Annotated in this window: 18 protein-coding genes and 1 other annotated feature; of the genes, 14 read left to right on the top strand and 4 right to left on the bottom strand. The window is 29.3% G+C overall.

Annotated features, from left to right (window positions below; all coding sequences use genetic code 11):
* The first annotated feature begins 11 nt into the window (after positions 1 to 11).
* From pheT to WJW32_RS07545, 6 genes are all read left to right on the top strand, one after another.
* Complete coding sequence (pheT, locus tag WJW32_RS07570) at positions 12 to 2,393, top strand: phenylalanine--tRNA ligase subunit beta (protein ID WP_340256966.1); 2,382 nt, start codon at positions 12 to 14, stop codon at positions 2,391 to 2,393.
* Positions 2,394 to 2,453: 60 nt separating this feature from the next.
* Positions 2,454 to 2,957, top strand: coding sequence for a cell division protein ZapA (locus WJW32_RS07565; RefSeq protein ID WP_340256964.1), 504 nt, complete (start codon positions 2,454 to 2,456; stop codon positions 2,955 to 2,957).
* Between the two features lie 91 nt (positions 2,958 to 3,048).
* The gene (locus WJW32_RS07560) at positions 3,049 to 5,454 is read left to right on the top strand and encodes a DUF3656 domain-containing U32 family peptidase (RefSeq protein ID WP_340256962.1); all 2,406 of its coding nucleotides are present in this window, start codon (positions 3,049 to 3,051) and stop codon (positions 5,452 to 5,454) included.
* A gap of 34 nt (positions 5,455 to 5,488) precedes the next feature.
* The gene (locus WJW32_RS07555) at positions 5,489 to 6,058 is read left to right on the top strand and encodes an HD domain-containing protein (protein WP_340256960.1); all 570 of its coding nucleotides are present in this window, start codon (positions 5,489 to 5,491) and stop codon (positions 6,056 to 6,058) included.
* Positions 6,059 to 6,780: 722 nt separating this feature from the next.
* The gene (locus WJW32_RS07550) at positions 6,781 to 7,239 is read left to right on the top strand and encodes an NUDIX hydrolase (RefSeq protein ID WP_340256958.1); all 459 of its coding nucleotides are present in this window, start codon (positions 6,781 to 6,783) and stop codon (positions 7,237 to 7,239) included.
* A 69-nt stretch (positions 7,240 to 7,308) separates the two neighbouring features.
* Positions 7,309 to 9,378: a YcdB/YcdC domain-containing protein gene (locus tag WJW32_RS07545; RefSeq protein ID WP_340256956.1), complete on the top strand. Its 2,070-nt coding sequence runs from the start codon at positions 7,309 to 7,311 to the stop codon at positions 9,376 to 9,378.
* Between the two features lie 679 nt (positions 9,379 to 10,057).
* Here the strand turns inward: WJW32_RS07545 and WJW32_RS07540 are convergent.
* Positions 10,058 to 11,515 carry an aminoacyl-histidine dipeptidase gene (locus WJW32_RS07540; protein WP_340256955.1) on the bottom strand — a complete coding sequence of 486 codons (1,458 nt, stop codon included), beginning with the start codon at positions 11,513 to 11,515 and terminating at the stop codon, positions 10,058 to 10,060.
* A gap of 293 nt (positions 11,516 to 11,808) precedes the next feature.
* On the opposite strand from WJW32_RS07540, the gene WJW32_RS07535 reads away from it, so the two are divergent.
* The 6 genes from WJW32_RS07535 (at position 11,809) to WJW32_RS07510 (ending at position 19,053) form a co-directional block, all read left to right on the top strand.
* Entirely contained in the window at positions 11,809 to 11,973 is a 165-nt protein-coding gene (locus WJW32_RS07535) for a hypothetical protein (RefSeq protein WP_340256953.1), read from the top strand.
* 19 nt (positions 11,974 to 11,992) lie between these two features.
* A complete protein-coding gene (locus tag WJW32_RS07530; RefSeq protein ID WP_340256951.1) occupies positions 11,993 to 14,365 on the top strand; it encodes an endonuclease MutS2 in 2,373 nt (790 codons plus the stop codon).
* 11 nt (positions 14,366 to 14,376) lie between these two features.
* Entirely contained in the window at positions 14,377 to 14,832 is a 456-nt protein-coding gene (locus tag WJW32_RS07525) for a DUF523 domain-containing protein (RefSeq protein WP_340256949.1), read from the top strand.
* A 1-nt stretch (position 14,833) separates the two neighbouring features.
* Positions 14,834 to 15,859 (top strand): alpha-hydroxy-acid oxidizing protein, encoded by a 1,026-nt coding sequence (locus tag WJW32_RS07520; protein ID WP_340256948.1) that lies wholly within the window; start codon positions 14,834 to 14,836, stop codon positions 15,857 to 15,859.
* A gap of 54 nt (positions 15,860 to 15,913) precedes the next feature.
* Positions 15,914 to 16,131 (top strand) — a binding site (T-box leader).
* Positions 16,132 to 16,214: 83 nt separating this feature from the next.
* Positions 16,215 to 17,915 carry an arginine--tRNA ligase gene (gene argS / locus WJW32_RS07515; RefSeq protein ID WP_340256946.1) on the top strand — a complete coding sequence of 567 codons (1,701 nt, stop codon included), beginning with the start codon at positions 16,215 to 16,217 and terminating at the stop codon, positions 17,913 to 17,915.
* A gap of 202 nt (positions 17,916 to 18,117) precedes the next feature.
* Complete coding sequence (locus tag WJW32_RS07510) at positions 18,118 to 19,053, top strand: hypothetical protein (protein ID WP_340256944.1); 936 nt, start codon at positions 18,118 to 18,120, stop codon at positions 19,051 to 19,053.
* Between the two features lie 269 nt (positions 19,054 to 19,322).
* Here WJW32_RS07510 and WJW32_RS07505 read toward each other — a convergent pair whose 3' ends face one another.
* Together WJW32_RS07505 and WJW32_RS07500 are read right to left on the bottom strand one after the other, a co-directional pair.
* Positions 19,323 to 19,517 carry a hypothetical protein gene (locus tag WJW32_RS07505; RefSeq protein WP_340256943.1) on the bottom strand — a complete coding sequence of 65 codons (195 nt, stop codon included), beginning with the start codon at positions 19,515 to 19,517 and terminating at the stop codon, positions 19,323 to 19,325.
* A 189-nt stretch (positions 19,518 to 19,706) separates the two neighbouring features.
* Positions 19,707 to 20,291, bottom strand: a complete 585-nt coding sequence (locus WJW32_RS07500; protein ID WP_340256941.1) for a zinc dependent phospholipase C family protein — start codon at positions 20,289 to 20,291, stop codon at positions 19,707 to 19,709.
* 177 nt (positions 20,292 to 20,468) lie between these two features.
* Here WJW32_RS07500 and WJW32_RS07495 point away from each other — a divergent pair, with 177 nt between their 5' ends.
* Entirely contained in the window at positions 20,469 to 22,226 is a 1,758-nt protein-coding gene (locus tag WJW32_RS07495; protein WP_340256939.1) for a B12-binding domain-containing radical SAM protein, read from the top strand.
* A gap of 11 nt (positions 22,227 to 22,237) precedes the next feature.
* Positions 22,238 to 23,371 (top strand): tetratricopeptide repeat protein, encoded by a 1,134-nt coding sequence (locus WJW32_RS07490; protein ID WP_340256937.1) that lies wholly within the window; start codon positions 22,238 to 22,240, stop codon positions 23,369 to 23,371.
* Here WJW32_RS07490 and WJW32_RS07485 read toward each other — a convergent pair whose 3' ends face one another.
* Positions 23,372 to 24,616 (bottom strand): NAD(P)-dependent oxidoreductase, encoded by a 1,245-nt coding sequence (locus WJW32_RS07485; RefSeq protein WP_340256935.1) that lies wholly within the window; start codon positions 24,614 to 24,616, stop codon positions 23,372 to 23,374.
* Positions 24,617 to 24,841: the final 225 nt, after the last annotated feature.

Genomic DNA, 24,841 nt, shown 5'->3' with positions numbered 1-24,841 from the left:
GGAGTGTTGATATGTTAGTACCTGTTAAATGGCTTAGAGACTATGTTGATATAGATATGAATACGCAAGAATTTGCTGATAAAATGACTATGACTGGATCAAAGGTTGAAAAGGTTGAGTATTTTGGATCAGATATAGAAAAGGTTGCAGTTGGTAAAATATTAGAAATAACTCAGCATCCAAATGCTGACAAATTAATAGTTACAAAGGTTGATATTGGATCAGAAATTATTCAAATAGTAACTGGAGCAAAAAATGTAAAAGAGGGAGATATAATTCCTGTTGCATTAGTTGGAGCAAAGCTTCCAGGTGGAATAAAAATCAAAAAAGGAAAATTAAGAGGAGAGTTATCTCAAGGGATGATGTGCTCAAGTGAAGAACTTGGAATTCCTTTTAGTATGATTGAAGAAAGCAAAAGAGATGGAATATATGTATTAGATGAAGAGTATGAACTAGGAGCAGACGTTAAAGAAATACTTGGAATAAATGATGCTTTAATAGAATTCGAGATAACTTCAAATAGACCAGATTGCTTATCTATTTTAGGTATTGCAAGAGAGGCAGCTGTTACAATAGGAAAAGAACTTAAATATCCTAATATAGATGTTAAAGAGTCAGATGATGTAGCTGAGTTTAATATAAAAATAGAAGAAGAAGATTTATGCAAAAGATACTCTACTAGAATTATAAAAGATGTTAAGATAGAGGCGTCTCCATACTGGATGCAAAGAAGACTTATAGAAGCAGGTGTTAGACCTATCAATAACATAGTTGATATTACTAATTATGTTATGTTAGAGCTTGGACAACCACTTCATGCTTTTGATTTAGATAAATTAGAAAGTGACACTATACTTGTAAGACGTGCTAATGATGAAGAAAAATTCACGACTTTAGATGATGTTGAAAGAACACTAGATAGTAATATGCTTTTAATAACTAATGGAGAAAAGCCTGTTGCAATAGCTGGAGTTATGGGTGGAGCAAATTCAGAGGTTAGTGATGATACTAAAACTATACTTCTTGAAAGTGCTAACTTTGATGCTGACAGTATAAGAAGAACTTCTAAGAAGCTTAACTTAAGAACTGAAGCATCTGCAAAGTTTGAAAAAGGAATAGATGTTAACCTAGTGGAAACTGCTATTAATAGAGCAGCACAATTAATAGAAGAGTTAAATGCAGGAACTGTATTAAAAGGAATAGTAGAAAAGTATAACACTCCTGTAAAAGAACAAAAGATAACTGTTAGACCTCAAAGAATAAACAAATTATTAGGAGAGAATATTCCTCTTAACCAGTTTATAGAGATACTTGAGAGTTTAGAGTTTAAGTGTGAATTAGTTGAAGATAAGGTTGAACTTACAGTTCCTAGCTTCAGACTTGATATGAAAGAAGAAGCTGATGTGTTAGAAGAAGTAGCAAGAATATTTGGATATGAGAATATACCATCTAAGATGCTATATGGAGATAACACTATGGGACTTCAAACTATAGAGCAATTATTTGAAGAAGGTATAAAGAATAGTTTAGTTTCTATGGGTCTTAATGAAATATTAACGTATTCATTTGTAAGTCCAAAAGGTGTAGATAAGATAAATATTTCAAAGGATTCTATAAAGAGAAACTTCATAAAGATTAAAAACCCTCTAGGTGAAGAAACTAGCGTTATGAGAACTACATTATTACCTAATATGCTAGATGTTGCAGCTAGAAATAATTCAAGAAAAGTTGAAGAATTTGCAGCATTTGAAATAGGAAATACTTTCATGCCTATGGATGAAATAATGCCTGTTGAGAAAAAAGCTATATGTATGTCTATGTACAAAGATGGAATAGATTTCTTTGATATGAAGGGGATAGTTGAAGAATTATTCAAGAATATAGGATTTGATAAATATGAAATACTTCCTGAGAAAAATCATACTACATTCCATCCAGGAAGATGTGCTAATGTAGTTTATAATGATAATATAGTTGGAGTATTTGGAGAATTACATCCTGATGTATTAGAAAACTACGATATAAATAAAAGAGTATACGCTGCTGAGTTTGATTTTGAATTGTTATTAACTTATAGAAATGATGAAAAGTTATATAGACCACTTCCTAAGTACCCTGCTATGACAAGAGATATAGCACTTCTTATTAAAGATGAAGTATATGTTAAGGAAATAGAGGATATAATTACTAAAAATTCTAAAGGGTTAGTAGAAAGTTTTAAGTTGTTTGACGTATATAAGGGAGAGCAAATTGAAGAAGGACATAAATCTGTTGCATACTCTTTAACATACAGAAGTAAGGATAAAACGCTTACAGATGAAGAGGTAAATAAAGTTCACGAAAATATACTTAAAGAACTTAGCGATCAAATAAATGCTAATTTAAGATTGTAAAATCCTTAAAAAAAACTTACAATAGTAAGTAAAGAGAAAACTCTAAGGGGCTGAGTTAAAGTGAACAAAGTTACCGTAAGAATAAATGGTCAAGAATACAACATGGTTGGTAAAGAGCCAAAAGAATATTTGTTAAAAGTTGCTAGCTATGTAGATGATAAAATGCAGGAGGTAGTCGAGGCTAATCCTAGCTTGAGTACAGCGATGGCAGCAGTTTTGACAACATTAAATATAGCGGATGAACTTTTCAAATGCTCATACGAGTTAGATGAAGTTAACACTAAATACAAAAAACCTCTTCAGGATTTAGAAAATGCAAACACAACTTTGATAGAACTTCAAAATAACATAAGTAAAAGAGATAAAGAAATAGAAGAACTAGAAAAAGAACTAGAAAAATATAAAGAGGAATTAACTTCAGTTAAACAAGAGTATGAACAAAGAAAAAATAGCTTCAAAGAACAAGAAGAAAGACTTGCAGAAGCTGAAGAAATAGCAAATAGTTTTCAAAATAGGCTGTATGATATGCAGATGAAAATAGTTGAATTAGAAGAAAAAGAATAAAGAATAATACCTCCAGGAAAAATAAGCCTGGAGGTTTTATTCTGTAAAATAAAGTGAAACGAAATTAAATTATAATGTAGGAGTTGGTAATTTGAGTAATATAGAACTGTTAGCACCTGTTGGAAGTTTTGACGCCTTAAGAGCCGCTGTATCAAATGGAGCTAATGCGGTATATCTTGGAGGTAAAAGTTTTGGAGCAAGAGCATCGGCTAATAATTTTGATACAGAGGAAATGAAACAGGCTGTTGAGCATGCACATATAAGAGATGTTAAGGTATATGTAACTGTAAACACACTTGTGAAGGAAAGTGAAATAAACTATTTTTTAAAATATATAAACTTTCTATACAATATAGACGTAGATGCACTTATACTTCAAGATATAGGGATGACAAAATTAGTTAAAGAACATTTCCCTGATTTTGAAATACATGCAAGTACTCAAATGGTTGCGCATTCACTTGAAGATGTGAAATATTTAGAAAAATTAGGATTTAAAAGGGTTGTGCTTGCAAGAGAACTTGAAATAGGTGAGATAGAATATATATCTAAAAACACTTCTGTTGATATAGAAGTATTCGTACATGGTGCCTTATGCGTATGTTACTCAGGACAATGCCTTATGAGCAGTATGATAGGTGGTAGATCTGGAAATAGAGGAAGATGTGCTCAACCTTGTAGAAAGGTATACGACTTAATAGATAAGAGCTCGAATTCAAAAGTGAAATTAGATGACCAGTATTTGTTAAGTCCTAGAGATTTAAATACGATAGAGGAACTTGATAAAATAATAGATACAGGAGTTTTATCTTTAAAAATAGAAGGAAGAATGAAAAGAGCTGAGTATGTAGCCACAGTAGTTGGAGCTTATAGAGAAACATTGGACTATTACATGACTAATAAAAAATTAGAAGTTAAAAAAGATACATTAAACGACTTGTACAGTATATTCAATAGAAAGTTCACTAAAGGATATATACTTGAAAAAAGCGGAAAAGAAATAATGAACCCTGAAAAGCCTAATAATACAGGACTTTATATAGGTAAGGTTGTAGATGTAGATAAAAGAAGAAACAAGATAACATTAAAACTTGAAAACACACTTAAAAAAGGTGATGGACTAAGTATTGGTGGAGGAAATGTAGGAAGAATACTTAAAAACAACGACATATTAAGTGAGGCTTATGAAGGCGATACAATACAACTTGATTTTAATATACCGATACAAATAGGACAAGAAGTATACAAGACGCTAGATAGTGAACTTCTAGATAGAGCTAGAAGAACTTATGAAAATGAAGTTGAAATTAAAAAAATTCCTATAAAAGGAAAGATAATATTAAAGCTAGATGAATACCCATCTCTTTTAATAAAAGATAATGATGATAATAAGGTTAAAGTTGTAGGAACTAAAAAAGTAGAAAAAGCCATAAAGGTAGCTCTATCGGATGAAAAAATAGAAACTCAATTATCAAAGCTTGGAAATACACCTTATGAATTAGAATCTTTACTAATAGAAAAAGATGAAAATATAAGTATACCTGTTAGCCTTCTTAATGAAATAAGAAGAGATGCTGTTGAAAAATTAAATGTTAAAAGAAAGAATTTAAACAAAAGAAAATTATTAAAAATAGAAGTAGAAGATAAAGAAAAATTAGATAAAAACGTAAGAGATACTAAAGTAAATGTAAAGATAAGAAAAATGTCTCAGCTTAGAAAAATCGTAGATTTAGATATTGATAATATATACTATGAAGATATAGACACATTAAAAGATGCTATGAATTTATGTAAAGAACACAATAAAAATATAGTTTACTGCCCTTCTAGAATACTTAGAAATAATCAATACAATATATTAGATGAAGCAATTGACATGGGAATTGATGAATTCTTAGTATCTAATATAGGTATGATAAATAAATTATCTGACTATAATATGCATGCAGACTACTACTTAAATGTATTCAATAGCGAAACTATAGAACAACTTCAAAATAACAATATAAAATCTATATGTCTATCAGCAGAGTTGAACTTACACGAGATAAAGCAGGTTTTAAACCATGTTGACATAGAAGCTGAAGCAATAGTTTATTCTAGAATACCTTTAATGATAAGTGAATACTGTCCTATGGGAGTTTTGACTAGAGACTGCAATAAGGACAAAAGATGTGGAACTTGTAATCAATCTAAGTATTTATTAAAAGATGAAAAAGGACAAGAATTCCCTGTATCTCAAGATAAATTCTGTAGATCTATAATATATAATTCTAAGATTCTATGCATGATTGATCATTTAGAAGACATGTATAATTCAGGGGTTAGTACATTTAGACTAGAGTTTACATTTGAAGAAGAAAACTTTATAAGAGAAATAGTCAAAGCGTATATAGATATAATAGACAATGATTTTGAAGTTCAAGATAGTGAAATGCATGAAAAACTAATAAATGAGGGAATTACTAAAGGACATTACCTAAGAGGTGTCGAATAAAGTATAAAAATATACTAAAGGGGATGTTGGGTAAATGATATCAAGAGAAAAAGCAGTAGAAATACTAAATAAACATTTAAGCACAGAACACTTAGTTAAACACTCTTATGCTGTTGAGGTAGTTATGAGAGAACTTGCTAAGAAAATTGATCCAGAAAATGAAGAAAAATGGGCAATAACTGGACTTTTACACGATCTTGATGCAGATTTATTAGATTACAAAAATGGAGAGGGAAAGCTTCATGGACCAAAAGCTGTAGAACTATTAAAAGAAGAAGGCTTTGGAGATGAGCAAATGTATCATGCTATATGTGCGCACAATAAAGATTGTGGAGTGAAAATAGAGAATAAAATGGACCAAGCAATATATGCAGCAGATCCTATAACTGGATTTATAACTGCTATAACACTTGTGTATCCTGATAAAAAGATAAATAGTGTAAAAGTAAAATCTATAACAAAGAGAATGAAGGAAACAAGATTTGCAGCAGGAGCTGATAGAGAGGCTATGAAATCTATAGAGAAGCTTGGAATTCCATTTGCAGAGTTTGCAGAGTTATCTCTTAATGCTATGAAGGAAATATCAGATGATTTAGGATTATAAAGATAAAGTTAATCAAAAAATAATTTTAAAAGTATATTAGTACTTTAGCGAAAACTGAGGCTCATTGAAATACCGCTATTTAGTCAACATTTTAATAAAACTAAAGATTGTGTCTTATTAAATATCCTAAAACTTCATAAACTCCCTTGAGGTCAAACAATGAAGTTTTTTAACAGATATTTAAACACCACAATCTAAGTTTTATAGTAAAATGTTAACTAAAAAATAGCTAACATTTCAACGAGCCTCAGTTTTAATATGGTTATTTAAAGGATTGTGTAGAATTAAGAAAAAATATTTTGTAAATAAAGATTTCTTTATCGCGAGGAAATTATACGATTTTTAATTATGCATAGCATTTATGAAAAAAGCTTACTTAGCAACTATTTTAAATAATAGAGATAATTAGAACTAAATGTGATATTTGTTATGCGATAGCATTAAGTGAATTTTATTCTATAATAAGAATTAGAACCAAAAATATGTCTATGAAAATGTTAGCGAATGCTTTAGATATTTTGACTAATATGACTTGGTTTTTGTTGTTGAATAATCCGTAAAGAAATTTCTGTGTTTGACCGTAGGGAGTTCGGAAATTTTAGAATTATTCATAAGACAAAAGCTTAGTTATATTCAAAATATCGTTGTATGAGCGGTATTTTTATAGACATATTTTGATGATACATAAAACTAAATATTTTTTTATAAAGGAAGGTATAATTATGAAAAATTCTACTATGTGTTATATAAAAAAAGACAACAAGACACTTATGCTTCATAGGACTAAGAAAGAGAATGATATACATGAGGGTAAGTGGATAGGTCTTGGAGGGAAAATGGAACAAGGGGAAACTCCTGAGGAATGTATAATAAGAGAGGTTAAAGAGGAAAGTGGACTTGATATATTAAAGCCTAAACTGAAGGGAATACTTACTTTTCCAAAATTTAAAGATGATGAAGATTGGTATGTATTCTTATTTACAGCACATGATTTTAGTGGAGAAATACTAGATTGTAATGAAGGAGATTTAAAGTGGGTAGATGATGATAAAATACAAGATCTTAATCTTTGGGATGGAGATAGATTGTTTTTAAAGTGGATGGAAGAATATGAATTTTTCTCAGGAAAAATAATATATGAAAATAAAGAATTAATAGACTATAGTGTAATAAACTATTAAAAAATAATGAAACTTTTTATAAAAAAAATCGTCTAATTATAGAAAGAATATAAAAGGAGATGATTTAAATTGAAAAAAGGAATAGCTGTTATTATGTCTTTGCTAATGATGATAATTGCATTTTTACCATATATAAGCGTGGCTCAACAAAATGATGGGTTGGAAAAAGCTATATTAACTGCTAAGAGCAAATTTAATATAGGTGATGAGTTTAAAAAATTTGAATACTATAAGAGCAACAATGGTAAAACTATTTGGAATTTAAATTGGAGTACAGAAGACAAACTTAGTAGAAGAATATCTATTTCAATAGATACAGATGGAAATATTACAAGATATAGTAAGCATGACTCAAACGACAATTACGAAACTAACATAAATGTTATAGGAAAAGACGAAGCTAAAAAAATATCAGACAACTTTATAAAAAATGTAGCTTCAAACTTTATAAGTGAGCTAAAATATATAGATGAAAATAATGGTACTATACAAAGTGATTCTTATTATTTTAACTACGTTAGACTAGTTAATGAAGTTCCTTTTTATGATAATGGAGTTAGAATTGTTGTAAATAAGCAGACTAAAGAAGTGACTGATTTCAATTTGAATTATGATTATAATATTAAATTCAAAGATGCTGATAAAGTAATAGGTTTAGATAAAGCTAAACAAAAATACATTGAGGAATTAGGACTTAAATTAGTATATAGAAAAGGTTATGATAAAGATTCAAAGCCATATCTTGTGTATACTACTAAGTATGCAAATTGTTATGCTATAGATGCATTAACTGGTAAGAAGGAGAAAATAGATTCAAATATTGGTTACCTTGATACGGGAGCTGTAAGTGAAAAAAATAATGTAAATAAAAAAGATGCTAGATTATCAGAAGAAGAGATACAGGCTGTAAATGAAGTTTCTAATTTAATAACAAAAGAAGATGCAGATAAAATAGCTAGAGAATCTAAATTTATAAAAATATCTTCTGATTATGAACTTAAAAAATATAGTTTGAATAAAAGTTATTTAGATAATTCTAAGTATACATGGTATTTAAATTATATTTCAAATGATAAAAAATCAAGAAGCGTGCATGTTTCAATAGATGCATCTACAGGAGATATAAAAGGATTCAATAAATATTTACCATATGAGGCAGATCGTGAAGCAAAATACGATAAAGATTATGCTAAAAAAGAAGCTGGGAAATTTCTAAGTGAGTTTTATAATGATAAAAAAGATTCTTTAAAATACGATGATAGCTATGATGAGTTTTACGATATTCAAGAAAATACTAAACCAAAATATTACAACTTCAAATTCAATAGAATAGTAAATGGTATAGAATATGAAAATAACTATATAACAATTGGATACGATGCTGTGCAAGGAAGTTTAAATTCACTTGATATAGTATGGGATGATATTGAATTAAAAAAAACAAATGTTATAGATATGAATAAAGCTTACGATATTTTATTTGATAAAATAGGAATAAACCTTGAATATAAAGCAGACTATAACTATGAAAATAATACAGACCAAGAATACACTAAATTGGTTTATACTTTGGATAATAGTGTACCTCACAACATAGATGCTATTAATGGAAATATAATATATAATGATAAAACAAAGTATGAAAAAGTTGAAAATATAGAATACAAGGATATAAATGGACATTATGCACAAAGTCAAATACAAAAGCTTAGAGAGTTCGGAATAAAATTTGATGGTGAGTTTTTTAAGCCTGATGAAAAAATAATTCAAAGTGACTTTTTAAAATTATATATGAAAACTATAAACTCTTATTATGGTGAAGTTGAATCTGTAGATAATATATATGCATATCTTATAAGACAAGGAATAATAAGCGAAAAAGATATAAATCCAGACAAAATTATGACTAAAAAAGAGGCACTAAAAATTATTATAAATGGTCTAAACTATGAGTCTGTAGCTAATATAAAAGGAATATTTGATTGTCCGTTTGAAGATGTAGATGAAGATTTTAAAGGATATGCATCTATTGGATATGGACTTAATATAGTATCTGGATACAATGGAAAACTAAATCCGAATGAAGAACTTACAAGAGCTAATGCAGCTATTATGATATATAACTATTTGAATAAGTAAAAAATATTACAGTGGTTAAGAGAAAAATGACGCTCATTGAAATACCGCTACTTGAGTTAATATTTTTATAAAACTAATAGATTGCGCCTTATTAAATTTCCTAAAACTTCTTAAACTCCTTTACAGTCAGACAAAGAAGTTTTTTAACGGGATATTTAAACGTCGCAATCTAAGTTCTATTGAAAAATATTAACAAAAAAGTAGCTAACATTTAAATGAGCGTCATTTTTAGATTTAGAGGTCTAGACTTTGAGTAGATTCATAAATGAGTTGTAGATAGAGTTTGAAATAAATATATAAGAAAACAATACTACAATTGATTATACTAATTTTTTTGTTTTATTAAAGGGGATAAAATTGTATTCGATAATAGACACAAAGAATTAAAAAATATGTCTATGTAAATGTTAATGAATGCTTTTAGATATTTTGCTTAGAAATTCAGCCTTTTTCGTTGAATAATACGTTAAAAAGTTTCGTTGTCTGCCCGTAGGAAGTTTAGAAACTTTAGGATTGTTCATAAGACAAAGGCTGCATTTCTTCAAAATATCTAACGTATGAGTGGTATTTACATAGATGTATTTTGGATAACTCACATATAAAATCAAAGAACGTATACATAAAAAAGAAGCTGTCTTAAAATGATTTTGAAATCATTTTAAGACAGCTTTTTTTAAAATTATTTTATATTCTTTAATATATCTAATAAGTATTCGTAAGTTCTTTGAGTTGAAGCTATGTCTAAATGTTCTTCTGGAGTGTGAACATCAAACATATCAGGACCTAGAGATATAGCATCAACATGAGGCATTTTCTCAAGTAAAAGACCACACTCAAGACCAGCATGAATAGCTATAACTTTAGCTTCTTTATTGTACTTGTTCTTATGAACATTTTGGCAGATTTCTCTAAGTTTAGAATCGGCCTTGTAAGACCATTCTGGATAATCAGAGTCAGCTAAAAATTCACAATTAAGTAAATTAGCAATACATTTCATTTCGTTAAGTATATTGTACTTTAAGCTCTTAACAGAACTTCTAACAGCACTTTCAAATGTAATCTCATTATCGTGAGTTATAACTACACCAAGATTTGTAGAACTTTCTACAAGATTTTCAATATCCATACTCATAGTTTTGATTCCGTTTGGAATTAAAACTAAAGAAGATATTAGTTTGATCATAGTTTCTTTTGAGAATACTTTTGCTACTTTATCTTCGTGTTTTTTAACTTCAATAGATATACCAGGATCTGAAGTTGCAAGTTCGCTTTTGAATATATTATTTAAGTTTTCTATTGTTTCACAAAGTATTTTCTCGTTTTTAGAATCTGTAAGTATTATAGCTTCGCATTCACGAGGTATTGCATTCATTTTTGCTCCTCCGTGAACGTTAGCTATAGAGTAGTTCATCTCATCATTTAACTTAGAAAGAATTCTTCCCATTATTTTATTAGAGTTTCCTCTTTGTTTTATTACGTCCATTCCAGAATGGCCGCCTTTTAATCCTGTTATATCGATTTTGTACGCAGTTAAATTAGTATCTGCATCTTCCCAAACAATAGGAAGAACTTGTCTTGTTCTAACTCCACCAGCACAACTAACTAGAAGGTATCCTTCTTCTTCAGAATCAAGATTTAAAAGGTATTCTCCTTTTAAGTGAGATGGATCTAGGTTTATAGCTCCTCCCATTCCCGTTTCTTCTTCTGAAGTTATTAACACTTCAAGTGCAGGATGTTCTAAATCGTTTGCCTCAAGTATAGCTAAAGCATAAGCTACAGCTATTCCATTGTCAGCTCCAAGAGTAGTGTTATCTGCATATATATAATTATCAACTATTTTTAACTTTAGGGCATCTTTTTCAAAGTCATGATCAGTTCCTTTGTTTTTCTCGCATACCATATCCATATGTCCTTGAAGGATTACACAAGGAGCATTTTCATATCCTTTAGTGGCAGGTTTTTTGATTATAACATTTAAAGCCTCATCTTGAATTACTTCTAAATCATGCTTTTTAGCAAAATTCACTAAGTAGTCACTTATAGCTTTTTCATTTCCTGAACCTCTAGGGATTTCAGACATTTCTGCGAAATATCTAAAAACTGCTTCGGGCTTTAGGTTCTTTAAAACATTGCTCATAAAATCAACTCCCAATCGAAATTTTTTTAATATTTGACAATAATCTTAATGTATGTAAAAAATAAATAAAAACGTATATTAAAGTATATAAATTAATTTATATGTACATATAAATTAATTTTATTATAACATATAAAAAATGGTATTCGTTAAATACTAATCTAAAAAATAGATTTATTATTAGAGAAATATGTTAAAAATACAGTGATTTCAAAAAAAAATTTTTAACCTTACATATAATAGGTTTTATTGATAAAATATAAGTTAGGATTGAATTTAAGGGGGGATAATATATGATGGATATTCAAAGTTCTATGGGAGTGTTCTTTATGATTATATATATGATATTTATGTTGGGATTTTTCGGGCTTAGTGTTTATTGTCTATTACTATTTATAAAGCTTGCAAGAAGAGGTATAAAGGCTTTAGATATATATATAGGAAAAAATGATATTTAGTTAAATTTAAGGAGGAAGTATGAATCAGAAATCGTTAAGAGTTTTAGAATATTTTAAAATAATAGATATGTTAAAAGAAAGGGTATCTTCTTCTCTTGGAAAAAGATATGTAGATGAATTAGTTCCATCTACTAATCTTGAGGAAGTTATTCAAATGCAAAAGGAAACTAGTGAGGCACAGTCAATAATAATTAAAAGAGGGTCTGTTCCTCTTGGTGGAATACATGATGTAGAGATGCTTGCTAAAAAAACAAAGATAGGTTCATCTCTTGATATGGGACAACTTTTAATGGTTGGAGATACTTTAAGAGGTGCTAGGATTTTAAAAAACAGCATAGGCAAGTCGGAGGATGAGTCTTACCCTATAATACAGGCTTTAACTGATAGTCTTCATACTTTTAAGGATATAGAGGACAAAATATTAAATTCTATAATAAGTGAAATAGAGATGTCTGATAATGCAAGTCACACTCTTAAAAGCTTAAGACGTGGTATTGTTCAAAAGAATCAATCTATAAGATCGAAGCTTAACTCTATAATATCTTCAACTTCTTATCAAAAGTATTTACAGGATGCAATAATTACTGTAAGAGGAGATCGATTCGTAGTACCTGTAAAGCAGGAGTATAGATCAATTGTTGCTGGGATTATACATGATCAATCTTCATCTGGAGCTACTTTGTTTATAGAGCCTATGTCTATAGTAAATATGAATAATGAATTAAGAGAGCTTAAACTTAAAGAAAGAGAAGAGATGGAGAGAATACTTAGTGAACTTTCAAGTTTAATTGGAGAAGTGGCAGATGAAGTCATATCTAATGGAAAGATACTTGGAAAGGTAGACTTTATATTCGCTAAGGGGAAATTATCTTTTTCAATGAAGGCTATAGAGCCTAAAATAATTGATGAAAAGAACCTTAATATAAAAAATGGTAGACATCCTCTTCTTGATCCAAAGGATGTTGTACCTAGCAATATATGGATTGGAAAAGAATTTAGTACATTAGTTGTAACAGGACCTAATACTGGAGGTAAGACGGTAACTCTTAAAACTGTCGGTTTATTCGCTTTGATGACTCAAAGTGGTCTTCACATACCAGCAGATTATGGAAGTCATATGTGTATATTTGATAACATATTTGCAGATATAGGAGATGAGCAAAGTATTGAGCAGAGCTTATCAACATTTTCGTCTCATATGACTAATATTGTTGATATATTAAGGGATGTAACTACTAATTCCCTTGTATTGTTTGATGAACTTGGAGCTGGTACTGACCCTGTTGAGGGAGCTGCGCTTGCCATGGCAATACTAAATGATTTATACGATCTTAAAGCTATTACAATAGCTACAACTCACTATAGTGAACTTAAGCATTATGCACTTACTAAAAAAGGTGTTGAGAATGCTGCAGTAGAATTTAATATTAAAACTTTAAGTCCTACGTATAAACTACTAATTGGAGTACCTGGTAAATCAAATGCATTTGAAATATCTAGAAGGCTTGGACTTGGGGATTATATAATACAAAAGGCTAAGAACTTTATAGACAGTGAAAATATAGAATTTGAAGACCTACTTCAAAATATAGAACAAAATAGAATAGATACACTAAAAGAAAAAGAAGAAGCAAATAGACTTAAAGAAGAAGTTAGGAAGCTAAAAGAAGAGCTTCTTGTAAAGACTGAGAGATTAACTGTTCAAAGAGATAAGATAATTAATGAAGCGAAGAGAGAAGCTTTAAAGATTATGAGGGATTCTAAAGAAGAAGCTGATATGATAATTAAAGAAATCAGAGATCTTCAAAAACAAGGCGTTAATAAAGATAAAAACAGAGAGATAGAGAACTTACGAAGAGAAATGAATGAATCTATGAAACATCTTCACTCTAATGTTAAGGATATGATAGTACCTAAGGTTGCTAAAAAAGCTATTAAGAACTTAAAGGCTGGAGATGATGTAAAGGTAGTGACACTTAATCAACAAGGAAGTGTATTATCTGTTGATAATGACAAAAAAGAAGCTTTAGTTCAAATAGGTATTATGAAGATGAACTTACCTTTTGCATCTTTAGAGCAAATAAAGGTTAATAAGAAGGATGTTCTAAAATCGGGTGCAGGTAAAATACTTAAGAAAAAGAGCTTTAATATAAAACAAGAAATTGACTTAAGAGGTATGAATCTTGAGGAAGCCATGGAAGAGGTTGATAAATATTTAGATGATGCTTATCTAGCGGGGATACCAAAGGCTACTATAATACACGGAATAGGAACGGGAGTATTAAAAGCTGGAATGAAGGAAATGTTAAAAAAACATAGACACATAAAGAGCTATAGAGATGGAGTATATGGTGAAGGTGGAGCGGGAGTTACTATAGTTGAATTTAAATAGGAGATGGTAGTATGATTTTGGTTTCTGCTTGCTTAATTGGTGTTGATTGTAAGTACAATGGTGGAAATAATAAAAATGATGGGCTTATGGACTATTTAAAAGATAAAACTGTGATTCCTGTATGTCCTGAACAACTAGGGGGGCTTTGTACCCCTAGGATTCCAGCTGAGATAGTTGGAGGAAATGCTGATGATGTAATAGATGGAAAAGCTAAAGTTATTAACAAAGAAAATCAAGATGTAACTGAGGAATTTTTAAAGGGGGCATATGAGACTTTAAAAATATGTAGAACTTTAGGTGTAAAAAATGCTATATTAAAGGAAAAAAGCCCTTCTTGTGGAATTAATCAAGTATATGATGGAAGTTTTAAATCGAAGATTATAGATGGATATGGAATAACCGCTGCTCTTTTAATAAAGAGCGGTGTAGATTTAAAATCAGAAACATACTTTGAAGGGGGAGAGTAAAATGGACTTAAATGAAGTAAAAAAACTAGCAAGAGAGAGAATGAAAGGCTATTGCGGTCTTTGTAGAGAATGTGATGGAAACTCATGTTCAGGAAAGGTTCCTGGAATGGGAGGAACTAAGACTGGAAGTGCATTTAAGAGAAACTATGAGACTTTAAACAATGTTAAAATAAACTTAAGAACAATACATGATGCAAAAAATCCAAATATGAGTACTGAAATATTTGGTAGAAAAATAGATATACCTTTATTAGCAGCTCCTGTTACAGGAAGTTCTATTAATATGGGTGGATTTTTAACTGAGGATCAGTATAGTGACGATGTAGTTATTGGAAGTATAAATGCAGGAACTTTTGCTATGACTGGAGATAGTGGTAATCCTCAATTTTTCATAGATGGTTTAAATTCTATAAAAAAAGTTGATGGATTTGGAATACCTATAATAAAACCTAGAGATAATGAGAAAATAATAGAAAATATAAGAAAAGCGGAAGAGGTAGGTGCTTTAGCAGTAGGAGTAGATATAGACGGTGCAGGACTGATAACTATGGCACTTCATGGACAACCAGTGGGACCTAAAACAGTAGAAGAATTAAAAGAACTGGTATCATCAACTAAACTTCCTTTTATATTAAAAGGTATAATGACTGCTGACGAAGCTGAGTTAGCTGTTGAAGTAGGAGCTGCTGCTATAGTTGTTTCTAATCATGGCGGAAGAATATTAGATCATACTTTAGGAGTTGCAGAGGTTCTGCCTGAAATATCTAAAAAAGTAAAGGGTAAAATAACTATACTTGCAGATGGGTCTGTAAGACAAGGTGTAGATATATTAAAATATATAGCTCTTGGAGCAGATGCGGTTTTAGCAGCTAGACCTATAATATGGGGGTCGTATGGAGGAAGACAAGAAGGAGTAGAATTAGTTATAAACAATTTCAAAAATGAATTGAAACAAGCTATGATACTTACAGGATGTAATGACATAAAATCGATAAATGAAACAAAAATAGTGAATTTAAATAAATAAAAGTACTTGACTTTATTAAAAAGTTCTGTTATCATACATTATAAAACTGAAATTACAAATTCTATGATAGGAAAAGTAGATATGATGATTGTTTTAGCGAGCTAGTGGTTGGTGAAAGTCTAGCAACATAATCTTATTGAAACGCATCCTTGAGAATGTTTTCTGAAATAAAGTAGGGAAATACGGGTTGTTTACGTTAAAAACATATGAGTGGATATATATAGTATATATCAATAAGAGTGGTAACACGGGATATAACTCTCGTCTCTTTTTTTTAAAGAGATGGGAGTTTTTTGTATTGTATGAATATTCAAAATTATAGCATGATGTGAATTATATATAGGAGGAATGTAGAATGAAGGATTTTAAATTAGAGGTAGCTGATATCATATCGGCACAAGTTTCAGATTTAAGCTTAGAAGAAATTATTTCTTTAATAGAAATACCGCCAAATAAAGATATGGGGGATTATGCTTTTCCATGTTTTAAACTAGCTAAAGTTTTTAGAAAAGCTCCTAATATGATAGCAAATGAGCTTTGTGAAAAGATGGAAAAAACTAATTTAATACAAAGAGTAGAGACAGCAGGGGCTTATATAAACTTCTTTATAGACAAATCTTCTTTAGCTAAGTCAGTAGTTACAGAAGTTTTAGAGAAAAAAGAGGATTATGGTAAGTCTGACATAGGAAAAGGTAAAAAGGTTATAGTTGAGTTCTCATCTCCTAATATAGCTAAGCCTTTTCATATAGGTCATATTAGAACAACTGTAATAGGTAATGCTCTTTACAAGGCGTATAAGACATTAGGATTTGATACTATAAGAATAAATCACTTAGGGGACTATGGAACACAATTTGGTAAGCTTATCGTTGCATTTAAAAAATGGGGAGATGAGGAAGAAGTAAAACAAGCTCCTATTAAGACTTTACTTAAATTATATGTTCAATTCCACGATGAAGCTGAGAAAGATCCGGCAATGGATGACGAAGCTAGAATGTGGTTTAAAAAACTTGAAGATGGGGAAGAAGAAGCGGTTAAATTATGGAAGTGGTTTAGAAAAGTGAGTTTGGAAGAATTCAACAGAGTTTATGATCTGTTAGGAATAGAGTTCGACTCATATGCAGGTGAGAGTTTCTATTCTGATAAAATGCCTAGAATGATAGATATAATGAATGAAAAAGGATTATTAAAAGAATCTAAAGGAGCTAATATAGTAGATCTTGAAGATTATAACATGCCTCCAGCACTTATAACTAAGAGCGATGGATCAACTCTTTACTTAACTAGAGATATAGCAGCTGCAACTTATAGAAAAGAAACATATGATTTTTATAAGAATATATATGTAGTTGGATCTCAACAAATACTTCACTTTAACCAATGGATGAAGGTTGTAGAGCTTATGGGATTTGATTGGGCTAAAGATTGTGTTCACGTTCCATTTGGAATGGTAAGTCTTGAAGAAGGAACTATGTCTACAAGAAAAGGAAGAGTAGTTTTCTTAGAGGATGTTTTAAATAAAGCCATAGATACAACTAAAGAAATAATAAAAAAGAAGAATCCGAATCTTGAAAATATAGATACTGTAGCTAAGCAAATAGGAGTAGGAGCTGTAGTATTCCAAGAATTATCAAATAACAGAATAAAGGATTACACATTCTCTTGGGATAGAACTTTAAACTTTGATGGAGAAACTGGACCTTATGTTCAATATACTCACACTAGAGCTTGTTCTGTTCTTAGAAAGGCAAATGAGGAAGTCAGTGCTGATGTTGATTTTTCTGTATTATCAGATGACGACAGTGTTAATGTAATAAAGGAAATCGGAAACTTCCCGAAGGCTATACAAGATGTAATCAAAAACAACGAGCCTCATATAATAGCTAGATATGTAGTTGACTTAGCACAAGCATTTAATAAGTTCTACCATGACAATGCGATAATAGTAGAAGATGAAAAAGTTAGAAAAGCAAGACTTGCTCTTGTTTTAGCTACAAAGCAAACTATAAAGAACGCACTATCACTACTTGGAGTAGAAGCTCCTGAAAGAATGTAATTTGTCGAAAAATAAAGCTTTACATCTAAAATTATATTATTATATAATAAACATATAAAAAATATAGAATAGTGGCGATTGATTACAATCAATGCTACTACCCCCCCTATGTAGCAGCTTAATAGCTGCTATTTTTTTTGGAATTTGGGAAAGATATTAATATAATAAAACTTTGATTTGATTAAGATTTAGGAGGGTTTATATGGAAAATAGAATAAAAAATTCTTATATATATTCTTTTGTAAATAATAAGAAGTATTTAAACGATTTTATTAAAATAGTTACAAAGTGTTTGATAGATGATAAAACTACAAAAACTGTATATATAGATTATCACAGGTTTAGAGAAGAACTTGTATTTTATAAGTACTATGGGGAACGAAATGATGACTATATATATGATATAACGTATGTACTTCCTATAATACTTTCAAATATAAATTTAGAAAGATCACAAGCTGAAGTTATAAAGAATGTATCGTATTACTGTAAATTACATAAGGAAGATGTGAAAAACTATGATTACATTATTGTTAGTATATCGTATAACTTTTTAATACATACTCTTATAAAGGATAAGAATAAAGATTTTAAAGAATTACTTCAAAATATAAAAGAACATGTAATAGGGTTTGCACTTGATAAAGATATAGATAAAAAGGATATTATAAAATTTGAGAGAAGCAGAATAAAATTTATACAAAAAATAGACAAATGTATAGATGAGAAAATAGAAGAATTAAGAGAAGAAAGTATAATTGATGGATTTTTTAGGATTATATATCAAGTATATGTAAAGGACATTGATGAAAATAATCAAAGTCTTTTAAGTCTTAAAAATTCTATACTCGGTATTTTGGCTTTTGAATTTGATAGTCTGAATATATCAGATTTAAATTTTATAAAATCGTTAGCTGATTATATAATAAGACTTAGAAAATATGAGATACATAAAAAAGAATATACTCAAAATACGCATCCAAGAGAATTGATAGATTTAAATATTGGGGAGTCACTGTACAATCCTATATTGAACAATATAACTGTTATAGATAAGAATATTAAAGATGATAGGCTTCATATAAAAGTAAACTCAAAATCTGGTGAATATGAATTTGAGTTTAAGAAGGTTAATTAATTTAAATTAGTGCTTAAATGAAAAATGAAGTACATTGAAATAACGCTATTTAGTTAATATTTTAATAAAACTAAAGATTATGGCTTATTGAATATCCTAAAAATTCTAAACTCACTACGCTCAGACAACGAATTTTTTTACGGATATTCAAACACCATAATCTAAGTTTTATAGTAAAATGTTTATTCAAAATATCGTTACAAGTGCGGTATTTTCGTAGACATATTTTTGACAACTCGAATACTAACGATGTAAGTATGAATCAATTTTTATTTTTCTAAGAACTTTAAAAAATCATCTTCGCTTGTTTCAGCTAAAAAGCAAAGTTCTTTAACCATACTATTTCTTAAATTAATAAAATCATCTATTTTAGTGTTTTCAAATGTATATTCTAAAGACTTGACTATTAAAAGTAGATCTCTCTTTGAAATTTGATCTATAGATATTTTATCGAATGATTCCATAATAATGAGCTCCTTTCACAACTAAAAGTATTATTATTATTTAATTTTCTATAAAATAGTTTAAAAACCTTCAAAAAATGCAAAAATAATGATGAATAGTGATATTTAAGAAGAAAGAATATAGAACCATATAAAGTCCTATACTATTATACAATAAAGTGAAAGTATAATAACATAGGACTTATTGATTTAAATTGTAATTTTATTAAATGATTCTATTAATGAGTTCTCAACTATTATAATACCAACTGCACTTGATATATTTATAGAACTTGCAACATCATTTTTAAAACCCATTTCATTTTCAGTATAAGAATGGTGAAGTTCTTCTATAAAACTTTTTATATTATCTTTGTCGATTCTTTCTATATATGGAGATTTGACTTTGTTAAGACCTTCAAAGTTTACAAAATGCTTATGTAGGTCTTTTTCATATTTCAAATGTTCAAATAGCTTGTCATGATAATACTCTCGATTGTGATGAGGAAGACAGAAAAAATCAGATAAAAAATGGCTGATAACTCCTAGTTTAGTAGAAAATCTATTTATAGATATGGGGTTTTCTCTAAGTCCGTTATCTATCAATTTTAATATTTCATTCAAAACAAAATCAAAACTTTGATTCTTATAATGTTTTTTCATAGCAAGTCTAGGGGCTACATCTGGTTTCATAGCTCCGTATGATAGCAGTTTAAGATTCAAATCTATATCTAAGTGATTCTTTATATTATAATGTATATGGTTGGCTATAACATTGTGACTTTGAACTAACAAAAGTACCACCTTCTTTTAATTGTGTCTTAATTCTATTGTAAACTAGATGATAACAAATTTCAAATGTAAATGATATATTTACTTTATTTAACAAAATGAGTCTATGTGTATCATTAGACGAATTTTTTCTTTTATGTTAATATATAATGATGTATCATTGTGAAAGGGCGGATTATATTGAAAATACTTTTAACTACTCTTAATTCCAAATTTATTCATACAAATTTAGCTATTAGATATCTAAATAGCTTCTGTAAAGAGTTAGCTGATATTACTGTTGCTGAGTACACTATAAACAACAGTATAGATTATATATTAAAGGAAATTTATAAGCAAAAATCAGATATAGTAGTATTTTCTACATATATATGGAATGTAGATGATACTATAAAAATCTGTAAGAACCTAAAAAAAGTGAGTCCTCATATTAAGATATTACTTGGAGGGCCAGAAGTTTCTTATGATTTTGAAGAATTCATGAAAAAACATGATTGCATAGACTATATAATATATGGAGAAGGAGAACTTACTTTTAGAGAATTCATAGAGTATTCCCTGGGAAAAAAGGATGTTGAGAATATAGATGGTCTTATTTATAGAAATAACGATTCTATAATGGTTAATAAACCAAGACAGCTAATACATGATCTTAACATAATACCCAGTCCATATGAAAATATAGATAAAAAGGAATATGAAAATAGAATCGTATATTACGAAACGTCAAGGGGATGTCCTTTTAATTGTCAATATTGCTTATCATCTACTATAAAGGGGCTTAGATTCTTTGATATAGATAGAGTTAAAATAGAGCTTAAGAAATTGATAGATGCGAATGTTAGACAGGTTAAATTTGTAGATAGAACATTTAATGCAAGAAAAGAATATGCACTTGATATAATGAAATTTATTATGGAAAATGACAATGGGTTTACGAATTTTCATTTTGAGGTAACAGCTCATTTAATAGATGATGATATGTTGGATTTTCTATCAAAGTGCAGTCCTGGACTGTTTCAGTTTGAAATAGGAGTGCAATCTACAAATGAAAAGACTTTAAAAGAGGTAGGAAGAACTCAGAATTTTGAAAGGTTATCTTATGTTGTCAATAAGGTTTCGAGCTTTAAAAATATTCATCAGCATTTAGATTTAATAGCAGGTCTTCCGTATGAAAATTATGAGAGTTTTAGAAATTCATTTAATACGGTATTTAATCTTGATATAGAACAATTACAGCTTGGATTTTTAAAGATGCTAAAGGGTTCTGGTATTAGAAAAAATTCTAAAAAGCACGATTATATATTTAAAGATTATACTCCGTATGAGGTGTTAGGAAATAAGTATATGAGCTATGATGAAATACTAAAGATAAAAGATATAGAAGAAGTTTTGGAGATTTATTATAATTCGAATAATTTCAAGCTATCTATGCATTATATAATAAAAAAATATTACAGTGAAGATGCATTTAAATTATTTGAAGAGTTATCTTCTTATTGGGAAGATAAGGGTTACTTTAAAATGTCACAAGGAAAGAATCAACTATATAAGATATTGTTTGATTTTTATACTGATGTTATAAAGGAAGATGTAGAGATATTTAAGGATGTACTTAAATACGACTATATTTCGCTTGGTAGGGTATCGTCTTTACCTAATATGTTTGACAAAATAGAAATAGATGGTTTTAAGAATAGATGCCATATGTTTTTAAAGAATGAAGAAAATATTATGAAGTATATTCCAAAGTTTGAAAATACTCCAGCTAAAAACATAATTAAATATGTTCACTTTGAACCTTTTAATTATGATGTATTAAAGCTTAAAGAGAATATACGTGAAAAGCTTGATAAAAACTTAAATACTATATTATTCGCTTATGACGTAGATAAAAAGGTATTTGAGAAAAGTAATTCATATAAGATTGTTATTTAGGAGGTATATATATGAAGTTTAATATAGAAAAACATTTATTACTTAAGACTGAGAACTTGGCTTTTTTAAGTATAAAAGAAGATGCGAAACTTCCTCTTAAGGGATATAGTATTCCAAAGGGAGGAATAGAGGCTCCTATACTTAATGAAGAACTAGTTAAAGGAATAAAAGATAGAACAGCAGAAGAAGCTCTAACTTTATCGTCTTTAGCTAATGGGATGATATACATAATAGGTATTGATTCGAACTTTAGATATAATGAAGAATATAAGAAGTTCTTATATTCATTTGATGAAAGAATAGAAGAGTATATAGGTTATATGGGAGTTAAAAAAGCTAATGAAAAAGAGCTAACAGATGCATTGATTTACTTTAAGGCTCTTATAACTTTGAATAAAGATAATATAAATGGTCTTTATAATTATGCTTTAGTGTGTCAAGATATAGCTAAGATTCATGAAAAAAACAAGGAAGAAGAATTGATGAACGACTTTCTTCTTGAAGCTTTAGATAAATTAGAGACTATAGTTGATATAGAGTCTAATTTTGGTCTTGCTTATTATCAGCTTGGATACCATTACTATAATCAAAAACAGTATATAAAAACTAAGATTACTTGGGAGCAAGCTTTGAAATGTGAACTAGATGAAAATAGCGTTATGGAAATAAAAAGTGAGCTAAAAAAGATTGAGGATAAGGTTGATTATGAAGAAGGCTATAATTTAGTATTACAAGGGAATGCAGAGGAAGGTCTTGAAAAACTACTTCCATTAAAGGATGAATATCCTGATTGGTGGAATTTATTATTCTTTATAGGTCTTGCTTATAGACAATTAGGAAATATAAATGAGTCTATACAACACTTTGAAAAAATATTAATTCTTAATCCTACACAGATGGATACTATAGTGGAGATAGGACTTTGCTATGCTGCTATTGGTAACTTAGAAAAATCAATAGAAGAGTTTAAGAAAGCGTTAGAGATAAAAGAAGATCCTGAAGTTATGTGTAATTTGGGAATGGCATATCTTGAAACAGGAAATTTAAATGAAGCTACATTTTATATAGAAAAGGCATTTGCTTTAAATCCTCAGGATGAAGTTACAATAGCTTGCCTTAATGAACTAAAAAAATACGAGAAGTAATTACTTCTCGTATTTTTTCATTATATACTCATCTATAGTCATGGCAACCTTTTTTGATACATTAACAGCTTCAACAACAGTTTTAGCTCCTGTAACAACATCACCAGATGCAAAAACACCATCTCTAGTAGTTCTTCCTAAAGAATCAGTGATTACAAGACCGTATTTATTAAGAGTTATACCTTTTGAAGTAGAGACTATATTAGATTTTGGACCTTGGCTTACAGCAACTATAATAGAATCTGCCTCGAATATATCTTCAGATCCTTCGATTGTAACGACATTTATTCGACCTGATTCGTCCTCTATTTTCTTAGTTCTTATATACTTAACACCCTCATCTACAAACTCTAAAGGAGTTTTAAAAGTTTCAAACTTGACGCCATCTATTTTGGCATACTCTATTTCGTAATTAGTAGCTGACATATCGCATATATCTTTTCTGTACATTACATATACATCTTTACAACCGCGTCTAATAGCAGTTCTTGCAACATCCATAGCTACATTACCAGCTCCTATTACACATACCTTTTCACCTAAATCGTAAACACCTGGGTTTTTTAAATAATCAATAGCATAATGAACATGTCCAAGGCTTTCACCTTTTATATTTAACGTATTTGGATTCCATACACCTGTACCTATAAATATAGCATCATATCCATCTCTTTCAAGGGTATTTAGGTGTATAACAGGACCTATTAAAGTATTTGGGCGTATTTTAACACCTAGTTCAAGTAATTTATCCTTAAGCTTATCCAAAATTATTTTAGGAAGTCTAAACTCTGGAATGCCATATCTTAAGACTCCTCCTATTTTATCGTGTGCTTCAAACATAGTAATGTCATAACCCTTTAGAGATAACATAAAAGCTATAGTAATACCAGCTGGTCCGGAACCAATTATAGCTATTCTTTTGTTTAATCTTTCATTTTTTTCAAGAGAAGAACTGTTTAGGTAGTAATTAGAAATATAATTTTCTATAGAACTTATTTGGACTGGACTGCCCTTTATACCAAGAACACAATTACCTTCACATTGATTTTCGTGTGGACACACTAGAGAACAAATAACAGAAAGGGGATTGTTGTTAAACAATATTTCTCCAGCTTTTTTAATGTCACTATTCAAAAGTAATTGTATAACCTCTGGAATAGATGTATTTACAGGACAACCTTGCTTACATCTTGGATTTTTACACTGAAGACATCTTTTTGCTTCTTCTATAATATGATTTCCCATAGATATCAACTCCTATTAAAATGATTAAAAAATTAGCTTCATGCTAATGCATAGCTTATATCGTCAACGAGTCCTAATGGGCTTCGCTCCTAAAAATATATTATATCATATAGGAAGATCAAGTTAAATTCAATATTTGTATCATGTACTTGTTTAGAGTAAAAACTCCATCTAGATAAAAAAGGGAAAACGATTGGAATGTAGAACTATAAATAATATATAAAA

This window comes from Tepidibacter sp. Z1-5 (assembly GCF_037844525.1).
Lineage (GTDB): Bacteria > Bacillota > Clostridia > Peptostreptococcales > Peptostreptococcaceae > Tepidibacter_A.
The sequence above is the reverse complement of the archived record's forward strand: the minus strand, read 5'-3'. Positions and strand labels throughout refer to the sequence as shown.

Bases quoted from the DNA above. Each gene is read 5' to 3' on its own strand.
- WJW32_RS07520 (WP_340256948.1), top strand. From the start codon at position 14,834: ATGGACTTAAATGAAGTAAAAAAACTAGCAAGAGAGAGAATGAAAGGC.
- pheT (WP_340256966.1), top strand. From the start codon at position 12: ATGTTAGTACCTGTTAAATGGCTTAGAGACTATGTTGATATAGATATG.
- WJW32_RS07525 (WP_340256949.1), top strand. From the start codon at position 14,377: ATGATTTTGGTTTCTGCTTGCTTAATTGGTGTTGATTGTAAGTACAAT.
- WJW32_RS07505 (WP_340256943.1), bottom strand. From the start codon at position 19,517: ATGGAATCATTCGATAAAATATCTATAGATCAAATTTCAAAGAGAGAT.
- WJW32_RS07540 (WP_340256955.1), bottom strand. From the start codon at position 11,515: ATGAGCAATGTTTTAAAGAACCTAAAGCCCGAAGCAGTTTTTAGATAT.
- WJW32_RS07490 (WP_340256937.1), top strand. From the start codon at position 22,238: ATGAAGTTTAATATAGAAAAACATTTATTACTTAAGACTGAGAACTTG.
- WJW32_RS07510 (WP_340256944.1), top strand. From the start codon at position 18,118: ATGGAAAATAGAATAAAAAATTCTTATATATATTCTTTTGTAAATAAT.
- WJW32_RS07485 (WP_340256935.1), bottom strand. From the start codon at position 24,616: ATGGGAAATCATATTATAGAAGAAGCAAAAAGATGTCTTCAGTGTAAA.
- WJW32_RS07550 (WP_340256958.1), top strand. From the start codon at position 6,781: ATGAAAAATTCTACTATGTGTTATATAAAAAAAGACAACAAGACACTT.
- WJW32_RS07530 (WP_340256951.1), top strand. From the start codon at position 11,993: ATGAATCAGAAATCGTTAAGAGTTTTAGAATATTTTAAAATAATAGAT.
- WJW32_RS07535 (WP_340256953.1), top strand. From the start codon at position 11,809: ATGATGGATATTCAAAGTTCTATGGGAGTGTTCTTTATGATTATATAT.
- WJW32_RS07555 (WP_340256960.1), top strand. From the start codon at position 5,489: ATGATATCAAGAGAAAAAGCAGTAGAAATACTAAATAAACATTTAAGC.
- argS (WP_340256946.1), top strand. From the start codon at position 16,215: ATGAAGGATTTTAAATTAGAGGTAGCTGATATCATATCGGCACAAGTT.